The sequence below is a fragment of the Leptolyngbya sp. Heron Island J genome (genome assembly GCF_000482245.1).
Classification (GTDB): domain Bacteria; phylum Cyanobacteriota; class Cyanobacteriia; order Phormidesmidales; family Phormidesmidaceae; genus Leptothoe.
Genome location: NZ_AWNH01000041.1, coordinates 65,095 through 77,868 on the forward strand (window position 1 = coordinate 65,095; position 12,774 = coordinate 77,868).

Genomic DNA, 12,774 nt, shown 5'->3' on the forward strand with positions numbered 1-12,774 from the left:
CGAAAGTCGATGGCAGACATACTGACTCATTGTGCAGATGAGGAAATTTTAGATAAACGGCTTAAAGAGATATCAGAATCTTTTTGGTCTCGATATAGTTCTCCTGTATTTGGTCGAGTTTCCTCTAATACTACGGCTCTCAGCAACCAGCCAATTCTACGTCAGGCAATCTCGACGTCTGATGTAATGTTGTTGGTGTCTTCATGTTTAGCTAATAGCTCAGTTTCAGGTAATTCGAATCATTTGCAACTTCTCATGATCAATGGATGCGCCTGGACTGGTAATGGTTCAGTTGGATTCACTTGCTCTACCATAAGCAATATTCCCGCATGCTTTGTTACTGCTGAATTAGAGAATCCTTATAGTGCACGAGTTCTTAGCATAGCCACAGAGGACGGCGTCATACATGATCATTCCAAAAATCTGACCCTGAAACTTCAACCACAGCAATTTATTCAGGGATCTTCTTCTACTTTTATTGATACCATTAGTCCGATTGCAACAGGTCAAGTTAATCTGAAATCGAGATTTTCTCTGCTAAGTGAAACGTACTTGAAGACTTTTGAAGAAAAACTGCAACAATCACTCGATATTTTGAGGATTATATGGCCAGCTATGTACTCTACAGTCCTTGAAAAAATTGTTGCAATCATTCCTACAGAAACAGCCACTCAAAATTCATTACGTGTCGTTCGTCATGGCTCATCGAATTCACTAATACCAAGAAGCATGTTATTCAATGACTATCATTGTTCTGAGATCTGCATTGGTGAATTTTTAGAAAATCTTGTCCATGAAACAACGCATAACCTCTTATTCGACATTGAGGTTATATCACCATGGAGCAACAATGACTTAAGCTCTGAAACACTATGGCCAAGTTTATGGTCTAATCGAAGCCTTAGTTTCTATTCATTTTTTCACTCTTTAGTAGTATTTGCAACGGTACTCACCTTGTCACGTCGTGCGATGGGTCATTTATTTCTATTCGATCCGGAGTCTCTTAGTTTTCTTAAAGATCGAGAAACTCAAATCTTAAATGGGTTTAGCAAACTTCCAAAGAAAAAAGTTGACAGCTTGATAAATCCCCAAGGCCATCAGCTTCTAGAGGATATCGTTGTATCAACAATTAACTCATAATGGCAACGAAAGATATTATTCTTCCACTTCGTTGGAGCGCGGAAGGTGATTGGCAAAACATACTTCACGATAGGTGGTATCTTATCGTCAATGGATTGAGAGAATTCATTGACGATAGTGCCTTACTCAAATCTCTTCAGAATCTGCCTGAAGATTCTTACCTTCGCATTATATCTTCGCCAAGAACATTCAATCGACTTTGGAAAGCTTCTGTTTCAAATAATGAGAATGTGCTAACTTCCTACATTTCTCGGTGCATTGATGCAGAAATGTTTCGTTCTGGTCAAGCTTCAAAATTGACAACGAGTGTATGGACAGCAAACTGTGATTTATATATTCCAAATAACTTATCTTGGTCCGATTTTGTGTCTTTTCAAAACACCGCCCCAAATGAATGGACAGGTTACACTGCCTATCGCGCACCTTTAATTGAAAAGATACCAGTAGACTTTGTGAGTCCATGCACCACATCAAAACCATCTGTAATAACTGGTTTACGTGAATATGATAGAAATACCTTGTGCCCATTCTCTTTTGAGCAATACGAAATAGCTTACTCTAGAATCCTTAAAGCATGGACCGTTATAGCAACTAATGCCTCACAGTGCCAGAAGTTCCTTGCGAGTTTCGTATCAGTAATTACTTGTAGCACTGATAGCCAGCATCCACAGATATTTCTTTCTGAATCAAGTAACGAAGTTGTTGGACGAATTACCTTACTCAATCCACATGTAACTGATGTAAACATTTCAGATGTTGTAAGTGCTCTCATACATGAAGCAATTCATTCTTATTTATATTCATGGGAGTTGAGACATCCATTCGTTCTAGATAGAAAACTAGCTGCAGCAAAATTTACACAATCACCATGGACTGGAAAGCTGTTATCTTTACACAGTTTTCTACATGCTTGTTTTGTATGGTACGGCATTGCAATGCTCTGGTCATCTACAGATATACGTAAACAATTTCCACAAGCAGACGTAATGCGTCATATGAGAATAAGCACAATTGGTTTCATCAAGATGAACCATTTCAAACTTTTGCATTCTGTTAGAACTGAACTCAGTGATGAGGTAATAACCTGTATAGTCAGGATGCAGAAGGAAATTCAGGCTCTGTCATTTTGTAATGAATGAACTAACTACTAAACCATTTAGTTGGTTCCTACTAGGAGCCAAGGATGCTACAGCATTTCGTAATTGCGTAAGTAAAAACCCAACGGCTGATCTGTATTATCGACATGCAATGTCTTGCCAATATCATTGCTATGAAGATGGAACTTTATCACAAGCAAGACTAATTGACACAGCACTCCGAAAGGCATCTTCTTCTCAGCTAACAAATAACGTGGTCGAAATGCTCTTCACTTCAATTCAGGAAAGAGTTCCACTGTTTGATTTAAATATCCATAATCAACTATGGGAAATAGAATATATAGGAAAGTTTTCGTATGGTATGCCTGTAAATGATTACAGTAGCTCGCTTTTTATTAAGGCAGGGAACAAATGGATAGAATATGAGTTACAGACCAATATTGCTCTAGATATACTGTTAGTGTTCTCAAACTTAGCGAATGGTGTTTCCGAACATGAGCTTCTTCAAATCGTAAGATCGCATACAGATATACATGCAATTCTTAATGATCTTGTTGAAGAGCGGCTAATTTATCCAAAGACAAAGAAACACAAGCCTCTTATATTTCCTTATCTAAGACATCTTGGACATGCTTGCTTAGAAATATCCGACGGAAATACTTCAGTCATTTTTGATCCTCTAGAGTCAGTTTCTCAACCATCTGTAGGTACAGAGTTAAATCTATTATTGCAATATACTGATGCAGTATTTCTTTCTCATGCGCATTGGGATCACGTTCATTATCAGACTTTAGCAAGATTAGATCGATCCAAGCCACTCTTTGTACCAAAATGTTCGAAACCTTCTCCAACAAATCCTCCTATAAGTAAGTTTCTTCGAAGTATGGGGTTTTCTAATATTCATGAGTGCTTGCCAGGCTCTCGATATGAAATTGGAAAAATCGAAATTTTTCTCCATCCATTTTATGGAGAGCCTTTTGGTCTAGACTCTTATTTCGATGCGTTCACGTTCGAGGTTCGTTGTGCTGGCTACAGAATTTTTGCTAGTGTGGATGCCTGCTTTGATGAACGTGGATCTATGATCCCAGTTCTTGAACAAATAGCAAAAGAAGGAACTCTAGATATTTTGTTCTTTGGTTGTACGGGCCAAAAACACGATCCGATTTGGGCTGCAGCCAGTCCGAGAAGATTCTCCTTTGAACTTCATGGAAGGCCAGAATTAGTTCGATATCATGCAAATTCTCACGACATAGTAAGTTGGTGTGAGATTCTAGAACCGCGTATTGCAATCCCATATGCAGGATTCAGTTTTGATAATCCACAAGAGCGTAAAACGTTGTTTAGCACAGTTGAGCATCAAGCTCGCATTTCTTTTCATACATGGTTGAAACAACTTTCTATTTCTCATCCAAAATGGCATGTAGCACTTGAACCACTGCAATCAACAAATATAAACCTTGGTGTATTACGGCCACTAGAATCAATTCTTCTTCAGTGAGCTTAATTCGTTAAACTCACTGAAGAGATTTTATATCTATACAGATCCCAAAATATCCAGAAGCTTTCTCTTTAACTGAGATCTTGCACCTTTCTCAATAAGACATTTTTTCTCAATAAGCCGGATTCTAGATAGTTGAAACACCTATTCTTCCGTTGAACTCTCGCCAATTGTTTAATGCCTATGAACTAGTGCAAGATCTAAGCCCCTCACCAACAGCGCTGCTGTTCGCTAAACCTGAAAGAAACACAATTGTCGCCCAAAGCACGACAATCATCAATTTTCAAGGCTGATTAGTTTGTGTTTCTTAGGAGTTGAACCTCAACTATCAGCGCTCTAACCCTTCGAAAAATACTTCACCAGCACCTTCATCAACTCCCCAGGCTTAAACTGCAATGGCCGCTCAGGAGTAGGCGCAGGCATAAAATCTGTCCACTCAAAAATTTCAGCAAAACCACACATATGCAATGTCTGCACAATCGCCTGTACAGCCTGCTTAGAACCAATCACCAGCAATTTAACCGGCTCCTTATCCTCCTTAGGGAAATTCCCAAGCCTCTGCTTGATTTCAATACTGACCACCACATCAGTCTTACCATCAGCAACCTCTGAACCAACGAAAGCACTAGGATTTCCCACAGCACGCCCCTCCAAATAATCCAGCATCATTTTAGTGTCATATATGAAACGTTAGCACATATGACACGCTTTGCAGCTCATCCTCTGAAATGATCAGGGCATGGGCAAAGCAGGCGATACCCTGAAACAGGTACTAGATAAATACGACATCACCCAATACCGCTTCGCGGCCACGATGGGAGTTGAGCGCACCAGCGTCGCCCGGTGGTGTAAAGGCAAAATCGACCCAACGGGCGACTCAATCATTGAAATAGTTCGCACCCTGAAGATACTCAATCAAGACGCCGCCACAGAGTTCGTAAGTACCTACTTAAGTAGCGAACTAGATCCCTAAATTGGAAATTGGACTAAAAGTTGGACTGTGCGATTCGTTCACCCGAAATACGCTGAAAAAGCGTGGGGATGGGTGGCAAGAGTGGTTGAATGCGGCAGACTCGAAATAGATCAGCCTAAAACCTATTTGTAGAATTGCGAGTTAATCTCAGTTCTCTAAAAGTGTTTAGACTAGATTTAGGGCAATTCTAGGGCAAATAAATATAACTGCTTCTGAAAGCTACTAACATCAATGCCTGTAGCCGTTGCTGTCACGGGTTCAAATCCCGCCGTTGGCTTTCAATTATTGTAGATGAAATCCAGGTCTCAGGCTCGGTGGAAGTCGCCGGGAAGAAGATACGACGAACAGAAACAAAGACAAGAGTGAAGCGTTGGTTTTCTTGTCCTAAGCGGCTTCAGAAGCTTCTGAAGTCCATGTGTTCTAATGAAATTGATCCAGATGAATTAGTGTTTAAGTCACCCTGTTTTTGAAGGAGTTTATTGATAATAGTCAGGGCACGGGTGTGCCCACAGACCCACCTGCCGCTGGAGCCTGGCCCGAACATCAGTCTGTAGCTTTCAGCCTACAGGCTTTGAGGTCAGAATGCTTTCCTTTCAACTTAATCTTTTGCGATAGCTAGTAGCTAGACCTTGCAAGTGTTTGGACTCTAGCCACTAGCGATTTTTTGGGGGAATATCAAAACAACTTGATATTAGAGGTTGTGCTAGTGGAGCGTTTGTAGTATAGACAGAGTAGGGTGCAAGATTCGATATAAACCTCCATTTCAACTTGACGCTGTGCAATGACTGCTAACGAAGCATTAGCTCTTCTAGAACGCACTCTAGATACAGAATACTTAAGCAAAACTCAAATAGATATCTTTCGTAAAGTATGGGACGGAGAGTCCTATGTGGCGATTGCCACATCTCTTGGCTATGAACATGGATATGTTAAAGATACGGGAGCTCAGCTCTGGCGGTTGCTTTCTAAGGTTCTAGGGAAGAAAGTCACGAAGAGCAATGTCCGCAATATTTTATGTAGTCTCTCCCATCAGGTAGTAACAAATCAAGCATCTTTGGCGACGATGGCGGACCCTAATCAAAGTTGGGGAGAAGCGGCGGATGTCAGTAAGTTTTATGGACGTGGGGAGGAGCAGTCTAGATTAGAAACCTGGTTAGTACAGGAGCGCTGTCGGCTGGTCAGCATCCTGGGGATTGGCGGTGTTGGGAAAACGGCTCTTTCGGTCAAACTGGCGAAGCAGGTACAGTCACAATTTAACTATGTAGTATGGCGCACGTTGCGACAGGCTCCGCCCTTGTCGGAGGTGCTATCGGAGCTGATTCTTGTTTTCTCGGATCAGCAGGATACACAGGTACCGAATACGGCAGCGCAGCAAATTGAGCAGCTATTGAGCTATTTGCATGAAAAGCAATGTCTGCTGGTGCTGGATAATTTTGAGTCTATTTTGCAAACGAGCGATCGCACATACCGCCATGGGTACGTGGACTATGGCTTACTGCTGGAACGAATAGCCGATGAGGCCCACCAGAGCTGTCTGGTGATTACCAGCCGGGAAAAGCCGATGGGACTGGCTTATCGGGAAATGGATGGGGGGAAAGTGCGATCGCACCTCCTTATCGGACTCACCCCCACTGCCAGCGAAGAAATCCTCAATACCTTAGGCATTCAGGGCAGTGACCAACAGTACCAGCAGCTGATCAATCGCTATAGCGGCAACCCCCTGGCGCTGAAAATTGTAGCGGCGACGATTCGGTCTGTGTTTGCGGGGGATGTGGCTGAGTTTTTAGACTATGGCACGGTGGTCTTTGGGGACCTGTGGGACCTGCTGGATCAGCAGTTTAATCGTCTGTCGGCCATGGAGCAGACGGTGATGCGCTGGCTGGCGATTAATCGGGAATGGACGTCGCTGAAAGAGCTGCGGGCGGATATTGTGCCAGCGGTCTCCCATCGAGCATTGCTGGAGGCAGTGGAGTCGCTAAAGGCACGCTGTCTGGTGGAAACCAGTCGGGCTGGGATTACGCAACAGCCAGTGGTGATGGAATATATGACAGAACGACTCGTGGAGCAGTTTTATCAGGAAATCAGCGAGCAGGACTATCAGCTGTTTAGTCAGTATGCGCTACTCAAGGCAAATGCTAAGGAGTTCGTGCGGGAGGCGCAGATACGGCAGTTGTCTCAGCCATTGTTGGAGAAACTGTTGAATGCACTGGGTTCAACCATTGAGCTGCAGCTACAACAGTTATTGCAGGCATTCAAACATCAGCCTAAAGAGACGGTGGGCTATGCCGGGGGAAATCTGCTCAACTTGTTGTGTCAGCTGGATGTAGATTTGCAGGGGCAGGATTTCTCTCATTTACCTCTCTGGCAAGCCTATCTGTCGGGTAAAGATCTGCAGAATGTAAATCTGGCCCATGCGGATCTAACTAAATCCGTATTTAGTGACTCTCTGGCCAGTATTGTTTCAGTTGCCTTTAGCCCGAATGGGGAATGGTTAGTGGCGGGGGACACCAATGGTGAGATTCATATTTGGCAGGTGACTGATGGACAAAAGATTGTCTTTTGGAAGGCTCATGCTGGGTGGATCTGGTCAGTAAAATTTAGCCCGGATGGAGAGAAACTGGTCAGCTCTAGTGAAGAAGGCACGGTCAAGGTTTGGACTGTTGAGGAACAACAGTTAATTCACAGTTTTCAGCTAAATCGAAATCGCATCTGGTCTGTGGTGTGGCATCCCAATGGGCAACAGATTTCCAGTGGTGGAGAGAATGGCACGGTTCTGATTTGGGATTTGAGAACAAATGAGTGCGTTCAAACGTTGGAGATAAATCAAAAGAGCATTGAACCAGTGGCCTTTAGCCCTGATGGCCAGGTTTTAGCCTGTGGCAGTTCGACGGATAGTAACATCCACATTTTGGACGTTAACCGGGGGGAATGTCTCCAAACTCTGGTCGGTCACACCAACGGTGTCTGGAGTGTGTTTTTTAGTCCCGATGGACAATCTCTAATCAGCGGCAGCTCTGATGCTACCGTGCGGATATGGGACTGGGTGACGGGTAACTGTCGTAGGGTATTGCAAGGTCACCAGGAGATAATTTGGTCTGTAGCCACCAATCAAGATGGTTCCCTGGTGGCTAGCGCCAGTGATGACCATACGGTGCGCATTTGGGATAGTCATACGGGGCAGTGTCTCAGAACTCTCCAGGGGTTTAAGTCCAGGGTGTGGTCGGTGGCGTTTAATTTGCGATCGCCCTTACTAGCATCCGGTAATGATGAGGCCGTCAAACTGTGGTCGGTCACGACAGGCCAGTGTCTAAAAACATTTAAGGGGTGTCCCCAGCTTAACTGGTCGGTTATCTTTATGCCGAATTCGTCTCAACTGGCCAGCGGTGGGCAAGACCAGTTGGTGCGGATATGGGATTGGCAAACAGGTATCTGTATTCAAACATCCCAGAAACATCCTAGCTATGTGTATGCCATCAGTCACCATTCGGTAGAACCTATATTGGCCAGCATTTCGGCGAATACTACCTATGTGTGGAATTTAGCAACTCAGGACATCATCTCTACTCTGGAAGGCCACGGGGCACAAATCTGGCAGGTGGCGTTTAGTCCTGATGGTGCCCAGTTGGCCACATGTAGTTTTGACCATACGGCCAGGGTATGGGACTGGCGATCTGGAGGCTGTTTGAACGTGTTGCAGGGTCATAGCAGTTGGACTTATTGTCTGGGGTTTAGTCCCGATGGTCGATGGCTGGCGACGGGCAGCATGGATAAGACCATCCGGCTGTGGGATGTGGAAACGGGTGAGTGTTTCAAAACCATAGAAACGGGCACTGAGTGGATTACGGAATTGGAGGTTAGCCCAGATGGGCAATATATTGTCAGCGGCAGTGTTTCAGGGATTTTAATGGTGTGCCCTGTGGATGGAGATACTCCGTTACGCACGGTGCAGGCCCATGCAGGACATATTAGTACTATTTTGTTTTCACCTGATGGTAAGACGGTGGTAACCAGTAGCCATGACTGCACCATTAAGTTATGGGATGCGGTGACCTGGGAGTGCTTGAGAACCCTGGCAGACCATACCAATTTGGTGGTCAGTGTGGCATTTAGTGCGGATGGTAAAACCATTGCCAGTGCTAGCCATGATGAAACTTTGCGGGTATGGGATGTGGGGACAGGTGAGTGTTTGCAGGTGTTGCGATCTCCCCGACCCTATGAAGGCATGAACATCGAAGGAGCAACGGGATTAGCAGATACCCAGAAAGCCACCCTTCAGCTGCTGGGGGCAGTGAAAACCTGACTTTTTCAGGACTAATAATTCAGACTTTTTCATTACCTATGACTCTCACAAGCAGTCTAACTTATAAAAGTAACGCTTAATTTGATGTCCAAATATCTTCTGTGTATCTGCATATATAGCGTGGCACACATAGTTCAGGCCAAACATGATCGTTGGCAGCCTTAAGCTACGACAGCTATAGCTGCGTATAGCTAAGAAGTAGATTGGAAGTTAAACACAAGAAGAGCGTTCATGTAAGCAAAATCGTCTAGAAGCCATATATCATAGTTATGATTCCTAATGTTATGGAGAGTACCTTCTACAAAATTCAAGAAGGTACCAGAAATGAGTTTGTTGCAAGAGGCTCTAATGGAAATGTCCTCCGCTGGGCTGACACTGGAGGATTTGAACAGATGTGGTTGTTGATTCCAGCTAGTGAATCACATTGCAAGATTCAGTGCCGATCGACTGGTGAGTTTTTAACCGTCAATGGCTTAGGGCAAATTTTTTGTGCTAAAGAAGCCGATATTCCTGAACAGGAGTTTTCCTTTGTCAACTACAGCGATGGATGGTGGAACATACAAGAAAGCACCAGGGATGAGTTTGTAGCAGTCAGTTTTACTGATGGTAATGTTTTAAGATGGTTTGAAACACGAGGAAGAGACCAAAGATTTGAACTCATCCCTGTTAATAAGGCACGTAAGCCACAGCTTGAAGAGGGTGAAGCCTTACCAGGTGCGATAGGTAATATTCCCCGTATAATCAGCTATTCAATTGTTCCTCCTGAACGTAGTGAACCTAAATTGATTGGCGAGGCACTAATTCCTGCGGTATTTGTAAATGATACGGCTTATTCAGATCACCGATATCAGATCTTACAAAATCCTTACTACGTTTTACGACGCGAGCAATATTGGGATCGCTCTCAAGGAAGAGGTATATATTATCAACATGATGGGCAACGAGAAGTAGAAAAAACTTTCTCTATTGAATTTGGAATTTCTGAAAAGACCTCTCAAAAAATCGAAGATACATTTGGATGGAAGCTTTCTGCATCTGGAAAATTTGGCTTCGACAAGAGTTCTATCGCTTTAGCAGGTAGTCTGAGCAGAAGTATCAAAACTACAACCACTAATGAAACCGAAATCAAAGCATCAAAAAAAGAAACCTATAAGGAGAAAATCTCAGAAAAGAAATTTGCATACGCGCAATATGCCTTAGTTGATCACTACCGTTTATTTGATAAGCACAAAAATGTAGTTCGTGAATGGGAGATAGTACTTTATAAGACCACTATGTCTGACGGGTTTGATGCCAAGGAATTCACCCTTGAGGAAGGGAATTGCCAGCTCATACATAAATACTCAGATAAATATATCTACACCAAAGAGAAAGAGAATGGAGGTGCTATTTATCTCTGGGGACCTATCTCTCAAGGGGATGAAGATCGCTACTCATTCAGAGTAAAGCCTGTTGGTGATGGTTACTATCACATTATCCACGAGTATTCAGGAAAATATGTTTGCACTGGAGATAAGGAGAACGGAGGCGCTGTTCATTTGTGGGGACCGATTCCAGATGGCCATGAGGAGCGGTATAAATTTAGCTTAAGTCCAGCTGATGAAGACTATTACTACCTAATACATAAGCATTCTGGCAAATACGTTTGCAGTGGTGCTGTGAATAACGGAGGATTCGTCCATTTATGGGGACCTATCCCAGTTGGCCATGAGGACCGATATAAGTTCAAGTTGTCCTCTGTTTAGATAGTATCAGGCAGAGTGAAGAGCGTTGGTCAATGACAGAATAGATTCATATAAGTTCTGAGATAAACGTTTTGGCGTCATATACATATTTCGGAATAATCCATCCCTGAACAGGCCAACGTTGAGTGGAAATCAAGAAGGATTAGATCATGAAAATCCCTGTTGAAGCAATAGATCTAAAACTTTGGAGAAAAGCAATTCAGCATCTTCAAAGCTTATTGGAAACAGAAACTAATCACATAGTTAACATAGCCAGTTTTTCACCTACTGTCTGTCCTATCTACCGTCCGGATTTGGAAGACGTAGCTTACTACGAATTTGAAGTGTATTTTCAGTGGCTGAAGCGAGAGGAGACAGAAGTTGATATAAGTTCCACTAAAGAATTGGCAACAATAAATGTATCCAGTCTTACTTATCCTTCCAGTAGACGAGCCATTTTAGGCCGTCCTTCCATTCCTGGAGAATTTGTTACCTCAGAACAGCCATCCATTCTCAGTCTACCTTTCTACTCTCAAGGATTTATTATTGTTGCAACAGGTGAACATGATTTCCCTATTGCTCATTGTAGTTTTAATCGTCCACCTGTAAGCCGCCAGTTTGAAACTTGGGCACAGGAAGTTGATAGATCCATATCTCGTATCTACAAGCTGGACTCTCTAAGTTATGTGGCCGAAGACTTCTCTGGTGAGTTAATTACTCATTCAGGACAGATTCCCATTCCTATTAACTTGCCAACTAATGAATTAGAAAGTTTACGAGACTCAATAGGATCAGCAGTTGCAGAACCTAAAACACAAGATCAAGCTAATTCAACCTCTTCTTCAGCTGAATATGAAATATCTTTTTCTGGAGAAAACAATTTTGAATTTGAGCTTCGACAAGTAAGCAAATGGCAAGAGTTGAGAGAAATCTATCCAACTGCTTTTGAGTTTCATTTACAAGCTCTCCAATCACAAGCAGCCTCCTCATGGCAAGTAGATCAATTAGCTGAAGAGTTTGGAGAAGGTATCTTCGCGAACGAAACATATTCAATTGTTTTATTAAGTGATACTGCAACCACTGAGCTTTCAGGTGACGGTGCACAAATGGTAGAAATCAATAGAATTGAACATTCTAATGCATTACCAACTCTAGAACTTGTTGCCAATGTAGAATCTCTTTCTCAAGAGACTAGATTTAATTTGCAGATATCTTATGAAAATGGGATTCAAGAGGAGCTACCCTTTTTCATAGTTATGCCCGATACGCCATCAACAGGTTTTTAGAGATTATAAAAATCTCGTCTATATATCTAGCAAATAGTAAAAGTCTTTACTAGTAAGGAGTTGAAAAATGGAAAAACCTATCTATTATTGGGCAACAGGAGTAACCCGGAGTCAACCTGACTATTACCAGTTTAAGTTGGAGAATGGATGTTACGTAGGATGTGGTTCAACAGCCTGGACTATGTTATTTGGCTGGATAGATCGACAAGCTGACAAAGGTAATCCTAGATGGAAAACTCATTGGGGTTTGTACCGTCATAAGGGTTTAAGACTGACGACAAATGCTGTTGCCCCCTTATCTCAAGATAACGGTATTAGGACTATTATGAATGAGATTCGAGAGAGTGATCTGAATTTTGTGTAAACGCTGTTTGTTTAGAGAGAGAAGCGTTCTGGGAACAGGATAGCAAAATGAGACAGTGCGGCACGCCAATTTTTAATCGGTCGATTCCATTTTTTCGCGATATTGTTCATCGCCAGATACATCAACCTGCAAACAGCGTCTTCATCTGGAAAAACGGCTTTGGTCTTAATCACCTTACGCAGAGAACGATTGAGAGATTCAATAGCATTGGTGGTGTAAATCACCCGACGAATTTCCATGGGGTAATCGAAGATGGGAATCACATTCTCCCAGTGGCGAATCCAGATCTGGCTAATGGCTGGGTAGGCCTCATCCCATTTTTCACTGAAGGCATACAGGGCAGCTTCCGATTCGGCTAGGGTAGCGGCTTGATAAATCGGCTTGAGATCCTT

Annotated in this window: 9 protein-coding genes; 7 read left to right on the plus strand and 2 right to left on the minus strand. The window is 43.0% G+C overall.

Annotated features, from left to right (window positions below):
- Positions 1-9: 9 nt before the first annotated feature.
- From N836_RS51735 to N836_RS51745, 3 genes are read left to right on the plus strand one after another with little or no spacing between them, the layout of a single operon-like run.
- Positions 10-1,140: an aKG-HExxH-type peptide beta-hydroxylase gene (locus N836_RS51735; RefSeq protein WP_023072691.1), complete on the plus strand. Its 1,131-nt coding sequence runs from the start codon at positions 10-12 to the stop codon at positions 1,138-1,140.
- Complete coding sequence (locus tag N836_RS51740) at positions 1,140-2,279, plus strand: aKG-HExxH-type peptide beta-hydroxylase (RefSeq protein WP_023072692.1); 1,140 nt, start codon at positions 1,140-1,142, stop codon at positions 2,277-2,279. The genes N836_RS51735 and N836_RS51740 overlap by 1 nt, the downstream gene beginning before the upstream one ends.
- Positions 2,272-3,735: an MBL fold metallo-hydrolase gene (locus N836_RS51745; RefSeq protein ID WP_023072693.1), complete on the plus strand. Its 1,464-nt coding sequence runs from the start codon at positions 2,272-2,274 to the stop codon at positions 3,733-3,735. The genes N836_RS51740 and N836_RS51745 overlap by 8 nt, the downstream gene beginning before the upstream one ends.
- 336 nt (positions 3,736-4,071) lie before the next feature.
- Here N836_RS51745 and N836_RS51750 read toward each other — a convergent pair whose 3' ends face one another.
- Positions 4,072-4,374, minus strand: coding sequence for a hypothetical protein (locus N836_RS51750; protein ID WP_031292695.1), 303 nt, complete (start codon positions 4,372-4,374; stop codon positions 4,072-4,074).
- A 100-nt stretch (positions 4,375-4,474) separates the two neighbouring features.
- On the opposite strand from N836_RS51750, the gene N836_RS51755 reads away from it, so the two are divergent.
- From N836_RS51755 to N836_RS51770, 4 genes are all read left to right on the plus strand, one after another.
- On the plus strand, positions 4,475-4,708 hold the full coding sequence (locus tag N836_RS51755; RefSeq protein ID WP_023072695.1) for a helix-turn-helix domain-containing protein: 234 nt from the start codon (positions 4,475-4,477) through the stop codon (positions 4,706-4,708).
- A 781-nt stretch (positions 4,709-5,489) separates the two neighbouring features.
- Positions 5,490-9,008, plus strand: coding sequence for an NB-ARC domain-containing protein (locus N836_RS51760; RefSeq protein ID WP_023072696.1), 3,519 nt, complete (start codon positions 5,490-5,492; stop codon positions 9,006-9,008).
- Positions 9,009-9,277: 269 nt separating this feature from the next.
- On the plus strand, positions 9,278-10,753 hold the full coding sequence (locus N836_RS51765) for an RICIN domain-containing protein (RefSeq protein ID WP_023072697.1): 1,476 nt from the start codon (positions 9,278-9,280) through the stop codon (positions 10,751-10,753).
- A 149-nt stretch (positions 10,754-10,902) separates the two neighbouring features.
- Entirely contained in the window at positions 10,903-12,018 is a 1,116-nt protein-coding gene (locus N836_RS51770; RefSeq protein WP_023072698.1) for a hypothetical protein, read from the plus strand.
- Between the two features lie 375 nt (positions 12,019-12,393).
- Here N836_RS51770 and N836_RS51780 read toward each other — a convergent pair.
- Positions 12,394-12,774, minus strand: a 381-nt coding sequence (locus tag N836_RS51780) for an IS256 family transposase (RefSeq protein ID WP_023071356.1), incomplete at its 5' end; no start/stop codon positions are given.